Annotated in this window: 16 protein-coding genes; all 16 read right to left on the reverse strand. The window is 70.3% G+C overall.

Annotated features, from left to right (window positions below):
* Positions 1-34 precede the first annotated feature (34 nt).
* The 16 genes from ACY65G_RS04320 to ACY65G_RS04395 are packed head-to-tail and all read right to left on the reverse strand — an operon-like array spanning position 35 to position 18816.
* Complete coding sequence (locus ACY65G_RS04320; RefSeq protein ID WP_464996124.1) at positions 35-2398, reverse strand: phage tail protein; 2364 nt, start codon at positions 2396-2398, stop codon at positions 35-37.
* Positions 2395-5052, reverse strand: a complete 2658-nt coding sequence (locus ACY65G_RS04325; RefSeq protein WP_464996125.1) for a baseplate J/gp47 family protein — start codon at positions 5050-5052, stop codon at positions 2395-2397. The genes ACY65G_RS04320 and ACY65G_RS04325 overlap by 4 nt, the downstream gene beginning before the upstream one ends.
* Positions 5049-7610 carry a baseplate J/gp47 family protein gene (locus ACY65G_RS04330; RefSeq protein WP_464996126.1) on the reverse strand — a complete coding sequence of 854 codons (2562 nt, stop codon included), beginning with the start codon at positions 7608-7610 and terminating at the stop codon, positions 5049-5051. Before ACY65G_RS04330 ends, ACY65G_RS04325 begins: the two co-directional genes overlap by 4 nt.
* Positions 7611-7615: 5 nt before the next feature.
* A complete protein-coding gene (locus ACY65G_RS04335; protein ID WP_464996127.1) occupies positions 7616-8011 on the reverse strand; it encodes a GPW/gp25 family protein in 396 nt (131 codons plus the stop codon).
* Between the two features lie 2 nt (positions 8012-8013).
* Positions 8014-8340: a hypothetical protein gene (locus tag ACY65G_RS04340; RefSeq protein ID WP_130189616.1), complete on the reverse strand. Its 327-nt coding sequence runs from the start codon at positions 8338-8340 to the stop codon at positions 8014-8016.
* Entirely contained in the window at positions 8337-8912 is a 576-nt protein-coding gene (locus ACY65G_RS04345; RefSeq protein ID WP_464996128.1) for a phage baseplate assembly protein V, read from the reverse strand. The genes ACY65G_RS04340 and ACY65G_RS04345 overlap by 4 nt, the downstream gene beginning before the upstream one ends.
* Entirely contained in the window at positions 8912-10060 is a 1149-nt protein-coding gene (locus ACY65G_RS04350; RefSeq protein WP_464996129.1) for a hypothetical protein, read from the reverse strand. Before ACY65G_RS04350 ends, ACY65G_RS04345 begins: the two co-directional genes overlap by 1 nt.
* A gap of 1 nt (position 10061) precedes the next feature.
* Positions 10062-10334 carry a LysM domain-containing protein gene (locus tag ACY65G_RS04355; RefSeq protein ID WP_464996130.1) on the reverse strand — a complete coding sequence of 91 codons (273 nt, stop codon included), beginning with the start codon at positions 10332-10334 and terminating at the stop codon, positions 10062-10064.
* A gap of 34 nt (positions 10335-10368) precedes the next feature.
* Entirely contained in the window at positions 10369-11037 is a 669-nt protein-coding gene (locus ACY65G_RS04360; protein WP_464996131.1) for a hypothetical protein, read from the reverse strand.
* Positions 11034-11300 (reverse strand): hypothetical protein, encoded by a 267-nt coding sequence (locus ACY65G_RS04365; protein ID WP_464996132.1) that lies wholly within the window; start codon positions 11298-11300, stop codon positions 11034-11036. The genes ACY65G_RS04360 and ACY65G_RS04365 overlap by 4 nt, the downstream gene beginning before the upstream one ends.
* Complete coding sequence (locus ACY65G_RS04370) at positions 11297-13534, reverse strand: ATP-binding protein (RefSeq protein WP_464996133.1); 2238 nt, start codon at positions 13532-13534, stop codon at positions 11297-11299. Before ACY65G_RS04370 ends, ACY65G_RS04365 begins: the two co-directional genes overlap by 4 nt.
* The gene (locus tag ACY65G_RS04375) at positions 13531-14685 is read right to left on the reverse strand and encodes a Pvc16 family protein (protein WP_464996134.1); all 1155 of its coding nucleotides are present in this window, start codon (positions 14683-14685) and stop codon (positions 13531-13533) included. The genes ACY65G_RS04370 and ACY65G_RS04375 overlap by 4 nt, the downstream gene beginning before the upstream one ends.
* A gap of 1 nt (position 14686) precedes the next feature.
* Positions 14687-15517, reverse strand: coding sequence for a hypothetical protein (locus tag ACY65G_RS04380; RefSeq protein ID WP_464996135.1), 831 nt, complete (start codon positions 15515-15517; stop codon positions 14687-14689).
* Positions 15514-16272: a hypothetical protein gene (locus ACY65G_RS04385; protein WP_464996136.1), complete on the reverse strand. Its 759-nt coding sequence runs from the start codon at positions 16270-16272 to the stop codon at positions 15514-15516. Before ACY65G_RS04385 ends, ACY65G_RS04380 begins: the two co-directional genes overlap by 4 nt.
* A complete protein-coding gene (locus ACY65G_RS04390) occupies positions 16269-16787 on the reverse strand; it encodes a phage tail protein (RefSeq protein ID WP_130189606.1) in 519 nt (172 codons plus the stop codon). Before ACY65G_RS04390 ends, ACY65G_RS04385 begins: the two co-directional genes overlap by 4 nt.
* 10 nt (positions 16788-16797) lie before the next feature.
* Positions 16798-18816 (reverse strand): phage tail sheath C-terminal domain-containing protein, encoded by a 2019-nt coding sequence (locus tag ACY65G_RS04395; protein WP_464996137.1) that lies wholly within the window; start codon positions 18814-18816, stop codon positions 16798-16800.
* Positions 18817-18899: the final 83 nt, after the last annotated feature.

Below are 18899 nucleotides of genomic sequence, written 5' to 3' on the forward strand. Positions count from 1 at the left end.
GGCTCATATCGCCGGCAAGTCATGTGACGGCAACTCATGTCACCGGCAAAACCAGCGGGCGCACGCCCACCGGCATGAATTCACGCAACCTGATCTGCAGGTTGGCCCATTTGTGCGCCTCCAGCAGGAAGCCGAAGGCCCCCATCGCGTCGTCGCCTGGTCCCAGTTCGCGCACCCGCCGGTCCGTGGCGCGCGCCAGCTGGCCGTAACCGGGATCGTTGAACCGCTCGGAAGTGAAGACGATGCGCGCGTCCGGCGCATGCACGCAGTAGTGATGCGGCGGCAGGCGGTCGGCATCGCCGGAAAATGCCGTCCACTTGATGCAGCCGTGCTGGTTGTCGAGCACTTCGAAGCGCTGGCTGAAGATGCCGCCGAGGCCACCCACCGCCGCCACCCGCACGGCACCGAAGCAGGTCAGCCCGTCGAAGTCGAGCCGCGCACCCCAGCCGGTGGCCGGATTGGTCGCCGCACCGATCGCCAGCACGCCCGCCGGCGCATCGCCGAAGCCCAGGCCGGCATCGACGATGCTGTCGGCGATGGTGAGCCGGTAGCGCTCGTCCACGGCGATGCTGCCGGTGACCGAGCGCTGGATCACGATGTCGGGTGTCGGCACGAAATCGTCCTCGTCGTCCGGGTCGGCGAACCCGTAGCCATTTTCCAGCCGCAGCGCGGGCTGCATGGCGGCCCGTGTGCCATCGCGCAGTGCATGCCCGCCGGGCGCCAGCGTGCAGCCGAGGATTTCCAGCCGCGCCACGGCAGCGCGATCGACCAGCGCGGCACCGGCCGGGAAGGCGGCGCCCGGCGCCAGGTAGAGTCCCTCCAGCCGCACGGCCGGCGTATCGGGCGTGGCGGCGCCTGCCGCCACCGGCCGCAGCGATAGCGGCTGCGCCAGCCGTACGATGGGGCGCTGGCCGCTGGCGGCCCGGATCGTCAGGTCGTTCGCCAGCCGCAGCGACACGGTGCCGTCGATCGCGGTGCCGGGCACCAGCGCCAGGTCGATGTCGTGCACCAGGCTGTCCGCGATCTCGATGATCACCGGCGCTGTCGCGATGTCGAGATTGTCCAGCGCCGCCTGCAACGTGATTCCGCCGGGCACGGCGCCGGCCGTGCGCAGGTCGGCCAGGGCCGGCGGAGGGGCGGCGCGTCGCGGCACCGGGTGGGCTCCCACCGGCCCCGCCGCGCCATACGTAAAGCTGGCGAACATGCGCGACACGGCCTGGCCGCCATCCAGCACGATCAATTCATCGGCCTGCGTGGCGGTGTCCAGCCCGACCAGCACGCGGCCGATGCGCGGGTCGACGACGATCTCGCCACCCCGCAGCGGGCGCCGCAAGCCGGTTTCCCACGCGCACAGGTTGTCGCCCCGGACCAGCCAGCGCCATTCGGTGGCCGGCGGCACGGGCGCCAGCAGGGCTTCCAGTGTCTCCGGCATGAACAGGTGCAGGCCCACGTCGGCCAGGTCGAAACCGTCCGGCGGCGTGCCGGCGGCGTTGAAGAAATCCACGGCAACGTAGGCTTCCGGGTGGCCGGCCGGCGTGCCGCTGTCGAGCCGCGCGGCCAGGATCGGGCCCGGCACTGCATCGGGAGCGGTGAGCGGTGCCGCCACGCCACCCGACAGCGCCGGCCCCGGACGCGCCGTATTGAACAGCTGTACGGGCAGGTCGAGCGGGTGCAGGTCGAAGCGCAGCGCGAAGCTGGCGGTGCCGGGCGGCGCCGGTGTCAGGTCGACGACCGGTTGGGCGAGCGGCCGGACCGGTGGAAGGCGGTAGGCGGCGAGGCGCCACAGGAAGATGGCCAGATTCGGCAGGTTCACGTGGCGGACATCGGCTTGCGCCGCCTTCACGTCCGCGGTGTGGGCAAAGGTGTCGAACGGCGTGCCCAGCAGGGACAGCGCGGCCGGATCGCGCAACGGCGCCGTGCCGCCACGGGGGATGTGGAAACGGGTCAGGGCCGGGTCGGCATACGGCGGCCGGCCGCCCGCATCGGGCCGCTGGTGGTTCAGGTGCTGCGACCAGCCCAGGTTTTCCCGCAGCTCCACGCAACAGCAGGCCCAGCCTGTGAGGTTGGCGGCCAGCCGCTCGATGGCACCCAGCGTGCCCTTGCGCCGGCGCAGGGCGATGGTATCGGCCACGTCCGCGCGCAGCGTGCGCGGGTCGCCCTGCAGGTGGGAAGTGCCCAGCAGGTCGGCCAGGTACGGGATCACCCAGTCGTCGCAGGTATCGATGAAGAGGTCTTCGTACAGCTGCGCGATGTCGGCGTGCAGCGCGCCGAACGGGCCTTCGACGGCGGCCAAGTAGGCGCGCAGCTGGTTGGCGGGCTCCTGTTCGGCGTCCCGCGTGCGGTAGATCTCCGGCAGGCGTTCATACAGGGGAACGGGCGGGTTCGAGGTGGTGCTCATGCGCATTCTCCCGCCGAAGGTTCGGCCAGCGCCGTCAATGTCAGGTGCGATGGCGCCAGTTGCAACAGCTCGCGTGCGCCGCAAGGCAGGACCAGCCCGGCCGGGCGCGGCGCGGGCGGCAGCGGCAGGGCTTCCGGCTTGTCCGCGTTGGGCGGGAAGCGGCCGAGCGCCGTCACCTTGCACCACAGTACACCGGGGACGTTCTGCAAGCGGCCCTCGATGCGGCTGGCATATTCGCGTTCGCCCAGGCGCCGCGCGCGCAAACCGAAGAGCCCCGTGCGCTCGGCCGCCGGATCGCCCGCCAGGCCCAGCGCCGCGCGCAGGGCGGCTTCGACGTCTTCCTGGCGCCAGGAAGGGTCGCGCGCGTAGCCGACATCGACGAACACGTAGCGCAGCAGCGCCTGCTGCACGACCAGCGGGAAACGGTCCGGGCCGCGGCAGCGTTGGGCGTGGGCCAGCGTGGCCCGCACGGCCGCGAACTCGCCTTCGCGGCCCGCTTCCAGCAGCACGCGCAGGATCAGCGCCGGCACGCCCACGTGCAAATCCCACGCCGCCGCCGCGGTGACCACGCCCGGCACGCCCAGCGTCTCGGTCTCGTAGTCGCGGATGCTGACCAGGCGCCCCAGGCTCTGCACCTTGCCGGGCGCCGCCTCGCGGGCCTTGTCGCCGTCCTCGGCATCGGCGCCGCCCGAGACGATGCCGGCCAGCGTCACCTTGTCGAAGCCCGGCGGGCGTTCGGCCGTGGTAGGCTTGGTATCCGGCTTGAGCGGGCCGCGCGCGCCGGCGCCGCTGCGGTAGCGTGCCATGACATTCCCCAGGCCCGACGGCAGGCGCGCGCCAGCCTGGCCGTCGCCGAATTGCACGAAGCTGCGCCCTTCGGCATCCTCGCGCACGATGTAGACCTGTTCTTGCGGGCCATGGCCGAAGAAAGCGTCGACGCGGCGCCACAGCCGGCCATCGACATAAATCTCCAGCGACGGCGTCCACGGCGGCACGCCGTCGGACGACAGGAAGTAGCTCAGCGGCGCCTTGGGGATCGCGAACGTCTGCCAGCCCTGGCGGCCATCGCCATTGCCCAGCACCACGTCGCCTTCGGCCTTGCCCTGCGAGGCGTCGACGAGGTTGCCGAACACGGTGACGGCGGGCGCCGTTTCGTCGAAATCGGCGTGCCGGAACGGCGCGGGCAGGCGGTCGAACACCAGTGGCCACATCGCCGGCGGGTCGACTGCCAGCGTCGGGAACTGGCTTGCCGCGCTGGTGCAGGCCAGTTCGACGCTGCGGCCATCGGCGTGCGCCAGGAACAGCCGGCGGCCGGCCAGCAGGCGGGCCTGCGCCGCGGTGCCGTAGAAGTGCAGGGTATCGAAGGTGGGCGTGAACCCGCCATTCCTGCCATGCGCCACCGGTTGCAGGCGCAGCGCGGGGCTGGTGACTTCATGCAGCCGGAAGTCGCGCACGTCGCTGGTATAGGAATACGCGGTCGTTTCGTCGACGAGCGGGCGGTCCAGCGTCAGCAGCGTGCCGGGACCATTGACGTTGCCGAAGCCGACCGTGCGGAATGTCACCGCGGTCACGCCGCGCAGCAGGCTCACGGCCACCGGTGTGCCGTCATCCCGGCTGATCCGCGTCTGGATCACCAGGCTGCCGCCGGGATGCAGGTCCGCCACTTCCACGTCGAGGGGGAGCAGCTCGGGCGGCAGGGCCAGCGATGCCTCGGTATCCTTGCACTCCCACGTCAGGTGGCGCTGGTACCGGGTATCGTATTGCGTCGCACCGGTAATGGTGCCGCTGGACGGCGTGGTGCTGACCGTTTTCGGCGGCGCATTGTGGCCCAGGTGGCGGAACGTGCGGTTGATCCGGTAGGCGGCCACCGGCGCGGTCCATTGGCGCAGGATGGGCGTCTCCGCTTCGACCAGCAGGCGGCCCAGCAGCCGCGTGACCGTTTTCACCTTCACGACCTGCGCGCTGGCCTGGTTCGCGGGAACGCCGCCGTTCGATGTCCATGAGGGCTCGGCCGGCACCAACATCAGCCGGTCGCCCGGCTTCAGTTCGAAGGCCGCCAGGCTGGCGGAATCGGTGGCGCCGGCAACGCTGGACACTTCAAAAGTGAACGTGCCGGCGGCCAGCGTGGCCGCGTAGGCGCGCGGCCGGTACAGGTGGAAGCGGCCCAGGTGGGGCCAGGCCTCCAGCGCCGCATCGGTCTGGAAGTCGGCGGGAACCGGCAGGTCTTCCAGTTCGACCTTGACGGGAAACCCCGCGGCGATCGGCACGGGCCTGTCGCCGCGCGCCTCGAAGGCCAGCGTGGCACGGCCGCGGATGGCGGGCGACAGCCGGTAGCCGGTCAGGCGCACCAGTTCGGCCACGCTGTCGCGCCACGCCGCCGTGCGCAGGTAGGCCTCGTTCGCATAGTGCTCCTGGTAGAACGTCAGGATATCGCCCAGGATCGCCGCGCCTTCCAGCAGCGCGATGGCGGGATCGTCCGCTTCGCGATGGGTCCACGCGGCCAGTTCGGGTGCCGCGTCGATGCCACGGATCATCGCGGCCAGGAAATCGGGATAGCTGCCGATGCGGTAGTCGATGCGGGGCAGGCCGGGCCGGTTGAACGCGCGGCGCGGGAACAGCACGGGATCGAAGATCAGCGGATTGCAGGCCATCATTGCCTCCCGCCCTGGATCTCGAAGCGGATGCTGCCCCGCTCCAGGTGGGCCGGATCGTTCGCCAGAAGCAGTACTTCGTCGAACGCCATGTCGAGTACCTCCCGTCCCGGCAGGCCGGGCTGCGGCGCCGAGAACCGCTTCATGGTGATGCGCACGACATGGCGGATGCCGGCGATGCGCCCGATGCGGCCCTCGATGGCACTGCGGTGCAGGGCCTGGCCGAAGGTCCACTGGTCCGGGTGGAAGAAACCGCGACGGCCGTCCGGCGTCCACGTGTCCGAGAACTCCTGCTCCAGCACCCCGCGGATATCCTCGCGCCAGTAGGTATCGGCCACGCACACCACCACCAGGATTTCCAGCGGCACGTAGCGGGGTGGCCGCAGTTCCAGGTCTTCGCCGATCAGCCGTACCGCCTCCAGGTCGCTGGCGATGCGCGGCGACAGTTCCGCCCACAGCATGTCCGACACTTCGTCGCCCGCCACGGCGAAGCCGGCCGGATCGATCGCGATGCGCACCGTGCGCCAGCTGCCCGTCCACGCATAACGGGCCACGGCCCTGGCCACGCCGGGTACTTCCTCGGCGCGGCGCACATAATCCGCCAGCGTCACGGCGCGCAGCTGGCGGGCGCGGAACGCTTCCGGCGCATTGCGGCGAACCTGCTCGGCCGGCTCGGGATCGCGACCATCGGTGACATCGAACGGATTCGTGACGGCCACCACCGCGCCGGTCAGTGCCCCGGTCAGCGCCCGGCTGTTGACCAGCTGGTCCGCACCGATATTGCCGGCATGGCCGCCGCCCACCTGCAGTTCGGCGTGAACGATGGCGCCGGACGGCAGGCCACGGCCGTTGGTGCCGTTGCCGAAGCGCAGTACGCTGCGGCGCAGTTCGTCCGTTTCCACCATGTAGTGGTCGCCGTTCTCCGCCGAGTCGTCGCTGTGCACCAGGCTTTCCACTTCATCCCAGCGGTCGCGCACGCCGCCAGGGGGCTCGACTTCCACGTGCAGCGTCGAACGGGCCGCCAGCTCGCCAGGCGCGCGAATCCCTGGCGGCGCTGCCAGGTAGGCCAGCGGCGCTTCCTCCGGCAGGCTGGCGAATGCCCAGTCCGCGCCGTTGCCGAAGCGGTCCAGCCGGGAATAATGGCGATGCAGCACGCTGGCGCTGCCGGTGGGCAGCGTGCTGCCCGGTTCCTGGAAATGCACCTCCAGCAGGCGCCCTTCATGCGCCATCACGAGGTTGCCATAGAAGACCGACACATGTTCGACCGTGGCCGGCGGCGGGCCGGGGCAGAAGGTGGTGAAGCTGAAATCGAAACGTAGCGCGTCTTCCGGGCGCCATTGCACGCGCACCAGCCAGGTGCCAGTGACCGGATCGAACACGGATTGCGCGGCGCCACGTGCGGCATCGGTACCCGGCAGCAGCCGCAGCAGCTGGCGCCGGCCGCGCCGGTAGCCGGCCAGGTTGCCGGTCCACGGGTTCAGCACCTCGGCGACCAGCATTTCGCGCCACAGGCCGTCGCGCACCAGGTCGCGCAACGCATCGGCATCCGCCTGCGAGCCCAGTCCGGCTTGTGGCACGAGGTCCGCGCTGGTACTGCCGGCCGCCAGCGCCGGCTGCGCATTGCGCCACGTGTGCAGGTGCAGCCGGTTCAGCAGGGGATCGAAGCGCTGGCGTTGCGCGGGCGGCAGGCGGCGCTGGCGCGTGGCGAAGAACACTGCGTCTTCCCGCGCCGGCTCGCTGCCGGTCCACACCAGCAATTCCTGGTTGGCCAAAGTGAAGGGCGCCTGGCCGGCGAGGATGTCCAGCGCAAGCCAGGTGCTGGCCTGGTTCCCTTCGTGGAGGTGATAGTTCATCAGCCGGGCATGGCGCGCCAGCGACACGCGCTTGCGCGTGGTGCCCAGGTAGGCTTCCGCCATCACGCGGTCCTGGAAGTCGCTCAGTTCGTCGGCCGCCGCGGCGAACAGGCCGATCAGCACCTGGTCGTGGTCCGCCTCGCTCGTGCTGGCCCAGCCGGGTACCCGCGCGGCCATCGCCACCATCAGGGCGTGGCGGAACGAATCGTAGTCCTTGGCCAGGTAATCGATCGCGGGACTGGCCGCCACGGGCCGCCCCCCCGGCACGGGAGCGCAGTCGTTCGTAAAGCAGCCGGGCCGGAACTTGAAGCCGATCGCGCTGAAAAAAGGGTCGATCGCGCTGGCGTCCCACACCAGTTCCAGCGTATAGGTGGAATAGTCGCCGACCGGCGCCACGCGCACCGCGAGCCGGGTGGCATCGATGGCGGAGGCGGCGATGACCTGCACCTGCCCGGTCGCGCTGCCGGCCACGATGCGCGTGCCGCCGCGGATCCGGAAGATTTGCCGGGCCATCACCGCGTCGCCGCCGATGTCGGCCAGGATCGCCGGCAGGTGCAGATCGTTGAAGAAATGCAGCTCCAGGTCCGCATGGGGCGGATCGGCGCCGGGCGGCAACGCCACCAGGACCAGCTTCAGTCCGTTCAAGCCACGGCTTTCCAGCACGTCGGCCCGGTCGTCGACGTAGTCGGGGTAGAGGATGGCGGTCATGGCGCTTACCTCGAATTGCGCTGGAAGCGCACGATGCGCGCGTCGGCGCTGCCGGCCGGCAGGTAGCTCACCGTGACTTCCAGCGAGGCACCCGCATCGTCCCACGTCACGTCGACCAGCTGCACGGTGAGCCGGTGGCCCAGCCATCGCGTGAGCGCATTCGTGATGCGCGCCTTGACGACGCCGCGCAGTGTTTCGGACGCCGGTTCGAACACCAGCCGGCGCACGCCGCCGCCGAACTCGGGCAGGAACAGCCGCTCGGCGGGGCTGGTCAGCAGCAGTTGCAGCACCTCGTCGCGCAAGTGCGTATCGTCGTTGGCCGGTGCCACCGTGCGCCCATCCGTGCCGATGCGGAACGGGAAGGCCAGGTGGCGGCCATTCGACAGGGTGTGCTGTGCCATCGTCATATCCCCTTTGCCTGCTGCTGCACCTGCACCACGATGGCCGTGCCCTGCGGCGCCTGGGCGGCGTTCAGGCACAGCCCCACGCTGTTCTGCAACAGCATCGGCACGCCGCGCACGCTGGTCTGCGTGGCGCCCGTGACCCACTGGATCGTCAGGCACGGCGAATACGCCACCGGCGTGAACGGGCAGCCGACGATCGGGTGCACGTCCGTCTGCAGCAGGGCCGGCGCACCGGCGATCACCGCATCCGTGTTGCTGGTGATGAGCAGGGCCTGGCCGCCGTGGGGGCACATCACCGTGCTGGCCGTGGTCAGGATGGGGATCATGGCGGCACCCCGAACGCCATCGCGCCGTTGACGAGGCTCACGCCGGCCAGCCCGACCTTGATCAGGCCGTTGTTCAGCGAGATTTCCTTGCTGGTGATCTTTACTTCGCAGGCGCCGCACGTGATGGTCACTTCCGAGCCCGTCATCTTGATCTCGGGGCCGGTGCCGTGCGTCAGCAGCAGCTCGTCGCTGTCGTCGTCCATCACCAGCTTGTGGCCGTTCTTCGACACGAAGACCCGCTTGCCGGGGCCCTGCGGGTTCGGCCGCTGGCCTTCGGCCCACCAGGCGCCCGACCATAGTGGCCGGTCCAGCTGGCCCGCCTCGAACTCGATCCACACGCCGGCACCCACTTCCGGCAGCAGCACCACGCCATGTCCGTCGCCGGCGAAGGCGGCCACCGGCAGGGCCCAGCCGCACGGCTGGTCGCCCAGCACGGCCGGCACCTTGGCGCGGATGCAGCACTGGTTGGCGGGATCGTCGACATCCGTGACGATCCCCCGGTACTTGCCGAAGTAGCTGCCGCCGACGCGCTCGACCAGCCGCTCGACCAGTGTTTCGGTTGGATTGCCCATCAGAAGATCCCCCCGCTCAAGGACACCGACAATTTGAGGCCCCCGCCCAGCGCCTCGGCCACCGCCGCGCCGGAAATCTCGGTCACGGAGTCCGTCTTCGCTTCCAGCTCCTGCGTATAGAGCGACGGCGTGATGCGGTGGACCACCTGGGTGATCAGGTAGTCGCCGCTGTACGCCGTGGCGCCGGCGTCCACCCGCACCTTGCGGTAAGGGGCCAGCACCGCCCCATAGCAGCCGGGCACCACGTGGCTGCTCAGGCGGTACACATAGCCGCTGCGGCGTGCCTGGGCGGTGGCGGCGGCTGCGGGATCCTCGCGCGTGTTGTCCGCCGGATGCAGCAGGCGCCGCGGCGTGAGGTCGGCGGGCCGGGCCGGCAATGCGCGCATCAGCCCCAGGTCGGCCGCGCTGGTCTCCAGCGTGGTGACGCCCTGGTCGCTCACGCGCAGCACCTGCGCCTGCGTGCGCTCGCCGCCCAGCGGATCCTGCGTGATCTCCGCGTTCGACAGGTTGCGCCCGTTGCCGATCAGCACCAGCGGCGGCAGGCCGGCCGGTCCTTCCGGATCGGCACGGAAGCAGCCAATGCTGGCGCCCGGCAGCTCGCCCGGCAGCACGTAGGCATGCCGGTCGTTGACCCGGCCGAGTTCCCTCAGGAACTGCAGTGCGGTGCCGCGCCGCGTGGTGGTCTGCGGCTTGCCGGTCGTGGCCTCGATGTCGACGGACCGGATGACATCGGTGAACTGGTCGAAGATCGCCGCGGCGATGTCGCTGGCGCTGCGGTTTTCGTAGGTGGCATCGATCATTTCATCGCGGTCGAGGAAGGCGCTGTCGTCGCGCACCACCATGGTGGCCGTGCTGCGGCCGGGTTGCGAATCGAGTTCGGCGTCCACGCTGACGAGGGGGCCGTCGATCAGCGCGGCAAAGCGGCCGTCGCCGATGTCGATTTCGACACGTACCCGCGAAAACGGCGTCGCGGTGTCGCCCGGCCAGTGCTGCCACGTGCCTTGTGCATCCAGGCACAGGACCATGCGCAGCCGCGCTTCCCAGAAGGCGTCCATCTCCTGCGTCACCTCGATTTCCTCGATGCGCCGCAGCTGTTCCGCCGTGGCCGGCTCCTTGCCGAACCATATCTGGAAGCGTTGTCCTGGCATGTCAGGTCTCCGGCAAGGTGATGATGGTGCCGGGCCGTTCGACGAGCGTCCGGCTGTCGAGGGCTGTGTTGGCATCGGCCATATGCCAGAACTGCGTGGCGTCGCCGCTGCGGGCTTGCGCGTACAGGTCCAGCCGGTCGCCCGCGTGCACCGTGTGCGGCTGCCCGCCGGCCGGCGTGAGGTGGCGCAGCTTCAGTGCCGCCACCGTGGCGCCGGTCGATGTCGTCGTCGTGACTGTGGCGACCTTGGCGTAGCGTGAATTGGGCAGGAACATGGGCTCTCCGGGCAGCGTGTCGATGGAATCGGCATCAAAGGGGAATCAGGTCCACGGCCTGTTCCGCCGTATTGGCCAGGTTGGCGATCGCCTGGGCTTCCTTGGCGATCGTCGAATAGGTGAGCGCGCCCTTGGCGAGAATGTCGTCGGAGCAGTCGTCCACGTCGATCACGCTGAGGGCGATGTCGACCTCGGCACGCAACGGGTTCAGGATCGCGTCGTAGTCCAGTTCCGTGATGCTCATCGAGTCGATCGTGACGGGCAGCACCCGTGTGGGACCCCAGATGAACAGGATGCGCGGATAGGTCTCGCGCGGAATCGGCTGGGCCGACTCCGCCGTGTCGCCGCCGCCCAGCGCGCTGCCGATCGCATCGATCGCGGCGCCGATCAGTCCCGCCAGCTTGGCGCTCGGCAGCACCATCTTTTCCAGCGCGGCCAGCTGCGGACCGATGCCGAACAGGTCGGCAAGCACCTTGCCTTCGTCCAGCATGTTGGCCGCGCTGAAGTGCGCCTTGAAGGCAATGCGCTCGAAGGTCTTCTCGCCGGCCTGCGTGGTTTCGCGGCGCGTGCTGCCGGTCGGGCGCGCCGGTATCTGGAGCGTGCGCGCCAGGGACTCCGGGTTGTACTGGAAGATCACCACATTCGGGATCGGCCCGATCAGCGACGTGCCGTACTCGATCAGGGCGCCGCGCAGCAAGGTCATGACGACTCTCCCCGCACGGTGGTGGCGATGCGCGCGGCAATCCGGCCGGCCAGGCCGCCGGCATCGGTCGACGCGGGCGCGGCGATGCGACCGGCGTCGAGTTGCCCGGCCGGCGCGGGCGGCGCCGCGCCCGCATTCACGGCCAGGGCCTTGGCCAGGGCCGGCCCCAATGCATGCGCCATGGCGCTGGCCGTGGCGGGCGCGATGCCCCGCAGGTCCAGTTCCAGGCGGTCGATACGCAGGCGCGAGCGGGTGGGTGTCATCGTACGATCCTTTGCTCCGCCACGAGGGCGGCATAGGGCCCGAACTGGTCCAGGCTGTTGGCGCGGTCGAGCTTTTCATATTCGCGCTGCACGGCCAGCACCACCGCTTCCATCGTGAGGCGGCGCGGCGCGCCCTTGGCGGCGCTTTGCAGGCATGCCTGGAACACGATCGCGCGGATATGGCCGCCGGCCAGCGCGAAGCGCTTCGCCAGGAATTCGATATCGAGCGCGCTGGCGTCGACGCCCGGTGGGATGACGCTGCGCCAGATGTGCGCGCGCACCGGCGCTTCCGGCAGCGGAAACTCGACGACGAAGCGCAGCCGGCGCAGGAACGCCTCGTCGACATCCTTCTTGCGGTTGGTGGCCAGCAGGGCCAGTCCCTTGAAGCGCTCCATCCGTTCCAGCAGGTAGCTGATCTCCAGGTTGGCGTAGCGGTCGTGCGCATCCTTCACTTCCGTGCGCTTGCCGAACAGCGCGTCGGCCTCGTCGAAGAACAGGATCACGTCGGCCGAATCGGCGGCGTCGAACAGGCGGCGCAGGTTTTTTTCCGTTTCGCCGATGTACTTGTCGACGACCTGGGACAGGTCGATCCGGTACAGGGGCAGGTCCAGCGCGGTGGCGATGGCTTCGGCGGCCATGGTCTTGCCGGTGCCGGGCGGCCCGGCGAACAGCGCCGTGAGACCGCCTTCGTTCCATGCCCGCGCCGTGCCCCACTCGTAATGCACGCGCGTCAGGGCGGCCATGGCGGCGACGATCTCGTCGATCTGCCGGGCCTGCGGCGGGGCCAGCATCAGTTCATCCCGGCTGAAGCGGGGCGTCACGGGCTGCGCCAGCGTGCCTAGGTCGAGGTCGGCGCGCGCGGCAGCCAGCATCTCGGCCTCGCTGGGCGGCTTTTCCAGCGCAGCCAGCTCGGCCCCGACCCTCGCGATGGCCGCGCGCTCGTAGCGGAAGCGGCGCGCCAGTTCCGGCAACAGCGGGCCGGCCTGCGGCAGCGCGCGCTGCCACGCCGCCAGCCGTTCCCGATAGCCCAGCGCCGGCACCGCGAGCGCCGGCATCACTTCTGCCGGGCCATCGGCACCCAGGCCACGCAGCGCGGCGCGTTCGTGGCTGCCGATAAACACCGCCAGCGGCAGGCCAGGCAACGGCAGCGGCCGCAGCGCGCCGTCGTGTCCCGCAGGATCGGCCAGCAAGCTGGCGGGAAGGTAGACGGCGTGGCCGCGCAGCCAGGCCGCACTCAGGGCCTGCGCAAGCTGCTCGGGCGGCAGCGCGGGGCTCGGCTGCACGGACCGCACGCCGGCGAGCTCCGTGCAGGCCGCCGCGACTTCCGCCAGCGGCGCACCGCGCACGCCGATGACGGGCACGATGCGCATGCCGCGGCGCGGTGCCTGCGCTCGGTTGTTCGTGACCAGGGCCGCGGCGCGCGCCATGGCGGCGGCATCCGGCGACTCGGGGAGGTCCCCTGCAGGGATAGCTTCCAGCGCCGCCGGCAACGGTGCGCCGGCAAACAGCAGTTCGCGCGCCACCAGCGGCGGCACGGACAACGGCGCCTGCCAGTCGATCGGGCCGGCGCCGGCCAGCAAGCCGTGGCGCAACAGGCTGTGGGCCGGGTCGAAGCAGCGCACCAGGGCTCCCGGATCGTCCCACAGGCGTTGCGCAAGGGCGAAAGTGGGCGCGGTGCGGGACGGCTCGTTGAGGCAGCACGCGATGACGTGGCCCGCCGCGCTGTCCAGGACCGGCAGCAGGGCCACGGCCAGCACGAAGCATTCGACCGGTTCCAGCGCCAATTCGCGCGCAACCCAGCCGAACGAACCGCGCCGGGCGTGCCCGTCCGGCCGCGGGGGCGCGGTCGTGCCGATCCGGTCGCTCAGGTGCCGCGCCGTCACGTCGCCGGCGAAGAACGCCTGCTTGTCGTGCTCGTAGCGCAGCAGGTCGAGCGCGGCGAGGGCCCGGTCGACCGATGGCGGCAGAGCGGATGCCGGAAGATCGGTGGCAGCTTGCCGATCCCGCTCGCGCCACAGCCAGCAGATTTCCCGGCGCAGCCGCAGCGTGACCTGGCCGAGCCACCAGGCGGCGAACGGCTCCTGCGCGGACAGCCCGGGCGTGAAGGTGGCAGGTCCCGCGGCAGCCGCGCCAGCTGGCTCGCCCGGTGGTTTGGCCGCCGCCACTTCTCGCGCACCAGCCGGATCGACGGGCGGCGCGGCGTGCCGGGCGGCGGCGGGCGGTGGGAGCGTCATGGCACCACCACCAGGGGAGCAGCCTTGGCCTGCTGATTGTTCACCCGCAGGATCACGCGATAGGTGCCGGCCGGCAGCGCCGCCTGGGCGCCGGGCACGGTCAGCGTCTGCTGGTCCGCGCTGACGGTCACGGTATCGAACAGGTGGATCGACATGCCGTCGGTTTCGCGCACGATGAGCACCATTACGTCATCCGTGGCGGAGCCCAGCAGCAGGCCCTGGAGACGCAGGTCGCCTGCCACCAGCGCCGCGCTGGCGACCTGCGGCAGCAGCCGCGCCGCCAGCAGGTTGCTGGCACGGGTGTGCGAAGCGGACAGGCGGCGGCGCACGACCAGCGGCACTTCGCCGGCCGACAGCGCGGTGCCGGACGCGATCGGTGTGCCGGGGCTGCCTTCCGCCGTGACCACCAGGTGATCGTTGTGGCGCTCAGTCAGTATCAGCATCACGTCGCCCAGCATGACCTCGATGTCGCCGCCCAGGTCGGTGCCGAAGATGTTAATGGTGGTACCCGGTTCGAAGCGGGCCGGTTCGATGCGGTCGAGCCGCGCGCCCAGCGATGGCAGCACGTCGATCTGCACGCCGTCCTGGCCGATGATGGTTTCCGGCACCGTGCTGTAGTCGACGCCGACCAGCAGCGCGTTGCGCGGCAGGCTGCCCGGCACGATCATGACGGGGCGCACCTGGAACGCGACCGACAGGCGGAAGCGTTCTTCGTTGCCCTGCATGAGCTTGGTCAGCAGGTCGGGACTGGATTCGTCGAAGCTCAGCTTCAGCGGCTCCGGGTTGTAGCGCAGCGCGGGATCGACGGCCGGCGGGATGGTCAGGAAACTCATCTGGTGCAAGGCCGCCATGCCGCTGCCCAGCAGTTCGTGCGCCGCGGCCGTGTCGCTGCGGCCATCGGCATCGAAGGCCGTCAGCAAATACCGGAGCACCAGCCACAGGGGCGGCGGTTCGCCTTCGTGCAGCGGCACATTGCGCAGGTAGGGATCGAAGACGGTCTCGTACAGGAACAGGTTCACCTTGGCGTTGGCGTCGTTGGATGCGGCGTCTTCCGGCTTGCCGACCGTGACCCCGAAGCCGGCCGCGGCCAGCCGCTCGCGCAGCAGGCGTGTCACGGCGCCGATCGCCCTGAGGGATTCGCCGAGCGACATGTCAGATCCTGCGCAGCGAGCGCCGCGCGAGGGCACTGCGCGGTGGCGTGGCGACCGGCGCCGCCGGCGCCTGCGGCAGCGCCACGGTCTGCGCGGCCGGCGCGTCGACCCGGACCTGGATCGTGCCGATCGAGATGTCCACGATGTCGTCACGGCGCGCCGGTGGCGCGGCAAAGGGCGCCGCGGCGGCAAGGTGAACGGCATGGCTCATCGCCGGTCGGGCCGGTTCCGGCGCGACCGGCGCCGGAACCGGGCTGGCGATGCGTTCCACCAGGGGTTCGGCGCGCGGCGGCGATGCCACAGTTGCCTTGCCGCGCGCGGCGGGCGCCGGCGCCACCGGGGCCACCGCAGCCGCGGGGTCGGTGGCCACCCATTGCAGGACCGCCTGCAGCGGCGTGGCCGGTGCCTTCTCGTGCACGATGGATTCGGCGGCAGCTTCGCCATGGGGCGCGGCACTGCCCTCGCTAGTCGTCGCGGGAAGGGTGGCTTCGGGCACGGGATTGATCGCGGAGGGGCCAGCAAGCGCCGCCTGGTGCGCGGGCGCCGGTACCGGCGCTGCTGGCGGCCATTCCTTGGAAACTTCGCCAGCTTGCGCGGCGGGCGCCCCGGCCAGGTCGACGATCGTGACGCTGCCTGCCTGCTCCCGCGCCGGGCCAGCGCGCGCCAGCGGCACCCGCGCGTGCGCTGGCGACGGAAGTTCCTCGTCAGACGGCGCTTCCGTTTCCGGGCCGGATGGGGCCAGCGCCGCATGCGCCGCCGGGCGCCGCGGCGCCAGGGATGCGCCGGCGTCCAGGCCACTGGCTCGCAGCAACGCGCCAAAGTATCCGCTCATCGTTCTTCCTCGATCAATGCCAGGTAGCGGGCCCGGCGTGCCGGCGGGATGGCCAGCACCTCGGCTTCGGTCCAGCCATAGTGCGCGGCGCATCGATGCACTTCCAGCAGCAGCGCCCGTTGCCGCGCCGCCAGCCGGGCCAGTGCCAGCGTTTCCAGGTCGAGCGCCACCTGGTTCGCCGCGCCGCACGCCGGACACTCGCAGGCCACGATGAAATCGACCATTGGATCCAGGTCGGCCAGAGCGGCCGACAGCCCGGCTTCGTCTTCCGGCCCCGCCGCGCCGTCGAGCAGCAGCGTATCGAGCATGGCACGCAGTGCTTCCGTCCGGTTAGCCGGGCGTGCCGCGCGCCAGTGGCGCAGGTCGTCGCCGGTAGGCCGCCGCAGCCTGACGGTACGCCCGTCGGACAACTGCACGCGCAGCGGCCCGGCATCCTGCGCGTCGCCCGGCAGCGAGCATAGTGGCAGGTCGAATGCAAAGACCTGCCCGCAGGCCGGCGCCGCGCACGTCGAGCTCATCGGCATCTGGTCGCGCGCATCGGTCAGCGCCACCAGGTGCAGCAGCGCCGTGGTACGCAGGCCGACCGGCTGGTGCCACCAGAACGCCGGGTCGGGCCGGGCGCAGCATTGCGCCAGCACGCCGGTGACCAGGGCAGGGCGGTCCGCCTGGGTGAAATCCACGTCCAGGTCGGGGGCCATGCCGAACGGGCGCATCGGCGCGGGTGGCGATGCGGGGCCCATGGCGCGCGGCGTCAAGCCGTCAGCACCGGTTCGGCCGGTTCGCTGACATCCCGGTCGCGCTCCCATCCCTCGTTCTCGAGTTTCAATGTCTGAATGGCGATCGCGTTGGCATTCGCGTCCAGGTCCGGCATGGCCTGGAACTCGGAAACCCAGCAGCGCAGTATCTTGTAGGCCAGCACCACCTGGCCAGCCTCGTTGTACACTTCGAGGATCAGGTCCTTGCGGAAGTCCTTCAGGCTGACTTCGGCCCCCAGCCCCGCGCCACCGAGCCATATCTTGTTGGCCCAGTTCTCGAATTCGAGGTCGTGCGTGACGCCCCGCTCCAGCGTGATGGCCTCGTACTTCGACCGGCCCGGTGACTTGCGCGAAGTGGACGGGTCGCCTCCTTCGCGATGCTCGACGACCTCGGTGGTGCGCTTGAGCGCGCCGACCTTGCTGATGCCGGCCACATACCTGCCGTCCCACTTGATACGGAACTTGAAGTTCTTGTACGGGTCGAAGCGATGCGTGTTAACGGCGAACTGGGCCATATTCGACTCCTTATTGCAGATCGCCGGCGATCTGCTGGATGGTGAGCACCACGAATTCCGCCGGTTTCAGCGGCGCGAATCCGACCAGGATATTGACGATGCCGAGGTTGCGGTCGGCCTGCGTCGTGGTCTCCTTGTCGCACTTGACGAAATAGGCTTCCTGCGGCGTCCTGCCCTGGAACGCGCCCTGGCGGAACAGGCCATTCATGAACACGCCCACGTTCAGGCGGATCTGCGCCCACAGCGGCTCGTCGTTGGGCTCGAACACGACCCACTTGGTGCCGCGGAACAGGCTTTCCTCGATATACAGGGCGAGGCGCCGGATCGGGATGTATTTCCACTCGCTGGCCAGCGTGTCGGCCCCTTCGAGTGTGCGGGCGCCCCAGGAAATGTGGCTGTAGCCGGGGAAGGTGCGCAGGCAGTTCACACCCAGCGGGTTCAGTGCGCCGTTCTGCAGGTCGGTCAGTGCATACGCCAGCGCCTGCACGTTTTCCAGCTTGGCGTCCGTACCGGCCGGTGCCTTCCACACGCCGCGCGTCGCATCCGTGCGGGCATACAGGCCGGCGATCGTGCCGCTGGCGCCGATGCTGCGCAGCCGGTTGCCGTTCGCCGGGTCGGGCACGAAGGTGCGCGGGAAGTACACGGCCGCGTCGCGGCTGCGCAGCGAGTCGTTTTCCGTCATCCAGGTCTGCATCGCGTCGAGCGTGGCGGTGGCCGGCGGTATGTCGATGAGCAGGAAGCCGCGCCGCGACGCCATGTACACGGCCGCCTGGTCATAGACGGCACGCATGTTGGTACCATCCAGGTCGGCCGCGTGGGGAATGCACAGGATGTTCACGAGGTCGACGTCTTCCAGCGCATGGATGCCGGTCTTCGGCGCCGCGCTGCCGATCAGCGCCACGTCGTCGACGGGCAGCAGGCCGTCGAGGCCATCGGCCAGCTGGTACTGCTGCACGTTGGCGATCGAGCCGGTGGGGAAGCCCATGTCCTGTGCGATCGCCGTCTCGATGGTGAGGGTGGAGCCGGCCAGATAGTCCGGGCTGCCTCGTCCGCCCTGCACCACGAACCGGTACGGGCTGGCGGTAGTGCCCTTGCCCAGCAGGCGCACCGTGGCGCCGGCCAGCAGCGAGCGTTCTGTCTCGGCCAGCGCCGGCAAGGCCAGGGCGCGGATCGCCGCCTCGAGGTAGGGCCGGAGCGCCTGGTACGTGAGGGGCGCGGCGCCCGCGTAGCTCAGCGTCCCGGTGTGCGTGGCACGGGGCACGGCCGGGTCGGTGTCGTTGGCCACCGTGACATCGAAGGTCGACGTATTGGGCGGTATCGCGGGCGGCATCGGCAGGTCCGCACCTTCGCTGCCGGAGACGGCCGGCCGCGGGAACGGCGCGGTGGTCGGCAGGGCGGCCAGGGCGGTGCCGGTGAGATCGAAGCGGTCGAGCTGGACGATACGCGAGGTCTCGTTGATGGTGTCGACCGCATAGTTCGGCGCGGCCAGTTCCATCGTCAGGTTGCGGAACACCTCGTTGCGCAGAACCCGACGCCGGCCGTTCTCGATGACCTGCTCGGTGATCGACAGGTTGAAGGTCTCGGTCGGCGCACTGGCGTCGTAGTCGACCTCGAGGAACACGTGATTGCCCCAGTCGCCGGGGTCGGTGGCGATGGCGCCGCGCAGACGTCGGCCGGCCAGCACGCGGAACATCGCGGTGCCGAGGCTGTCCTCGACCATGGCGCGCGCTTCGATGGCGTTCTCGGCCACCGTGGCCGAGTCCAGCGTGGCAACGCGCACGACCCAGCACTCGGCGCCGCCGTTCTGGAAGAACTGCTTGACGCCGTAACTGGCTTCACTGGTGGTATGAATGCCGCCGAACTCGCGCTCGAAGTCGGCATAGCCGAGGCATTGCACCGCTTCGTTCAGCGGGCCGCGCGGGAAGCTGTCCACGAACGCGGCGATCGACGTGGCCACGCCGGTGATGGTGCGAACCCCGCTGGCCCGCTCCTCGATATAGACGCCTGGGTAAGTCAGGGCACTTGGCATGGTCGGTCCTTTCAGGGCATGCGGGACGGGGGCGTACGGACAACGTGGGCGCGCGGACAACGCGGGCGCCCCGCTCGGGCTTT

The organism is Pseudoduganella sp. jia 12, from assembly GCF_055502675.1.

What these genes read in the sequence shown, in the direction of transcription:
- ACY65G_RS04365 (WP_464996132.1), bottom strand. Translation starts at nt 11,300, where the DNA reads ATGACACCCACCCGCTCGCGCCTGCGTATCGACCGCCTGGAACTGGAC.
- ACY65G_RS04390 (WP_130189606.1), bottom strand. Translation starts at nt 16,787, where the DNA reads ATGGCCCAGTTCGCCGTTAACACGCATCGCTTCGACCCGTACAAGAAC.
- ACY65G_RS04325 (WP_464996125.1), bottom strand. Translation starts at nt 5,052, where the DNA reads ATGATGGCCTGCAATCCGCTGATCTTCGATCCCGTGCTGTTCCCGCGC.
- ACY65G_RS04380 (WP_464996135.1), bottom strand. Translation starts at nt 15,517, where the DNA reads ATGAGCGGATACTTTGGCGCGTTGCTGCGAGCCAGTGGCCTGGACGCC.
- ACY65G_RS04350 (WP_464996129.1), bottom strand. Translation starts at nt 10,060, where the DNA reads ATGCCAGGACAACGCTTCCAGATATGGTTCGGCAAGGAGCCGGCCACG.
- ACY65G_RS04340 (WP_130189616.1), bottom strand. Translation starts at nt 8,340, where the DNA reads ATGATCCCCATCCTGACCACGGCCAGCACGGTGATGTGCCCCCACGGC.
- ACY65G_RS04355 (WP_464996130.1), bottom strand. Translation starts at nt 10,334, where the DNA reads ATGTTCCTGCCCAATTCACGCTACGCCAAGGTCGCCACAGTCACGACG.
- ACY65G_RS04370 (WP_464996133.1), bottom strand. Translation starts at nt 13,534, where the DNA reads ATGACGCTCCCACCGCCCGCCGCCGCCCGGCACGCCGCGCCGCCCGTC.
- ACY65G_RS04320 (WP_464996124.1), bottom strand. Translation starts at nt 2,398, where the DNA reads ATGAGCACCACCTCGAACCCGCCCGTTCCCCTGTATGAACGCCTGCCG.
- ACY65G_RS04375 (WP_464996134.1), bottom strand. Translation starts at nt 14,685, where the DNA reads ATGTCGCTCGGCGAATCCCTCAGGGCGATCGGCGCCGTGACACGCCTG.
- ACY65G_RS04335 (WP_464996127.1), bottom strand. Translation starts at nt 8,011, where the DNA reads ATGGCACAGCACACCCTGTCGAATGGCCGCCACCTGGCCTTCCCGTTC.
- ACY65G_RS04395 (WP_464996137.1), bottom strand. Translation starts at nt 18,816, where the DNA reads ATGCCAAGTGCCCTGACTTACCCAGGCGTCTATATCGAGGAGCGGGCC.
- ACY65G_RS04330 (WP_464996126.1), bottom strand. Translation starts at nt 7,610, where the DNA reads ATGACCGCCATCCTCTACCCCGACTACGTCGACGACCGGGCCGACGTG.
- ACY65G_RS04345 (WP_464996128.1), bottom strand. Translation starts at nt 8,912, where the DNA reads ATGGGCAATCCAACCGAAACACTGGTCGAGCGGCTGGTCGAGCGCGTC.
- ACY65G_RS04360 (WP_464996131.1), bottom strand. Translation starts at nt 11,037, where the DNA reads ATGACCTTGCTGCGCGGCGCCCTGATCGAGTACGGCACGTCGCTGATC.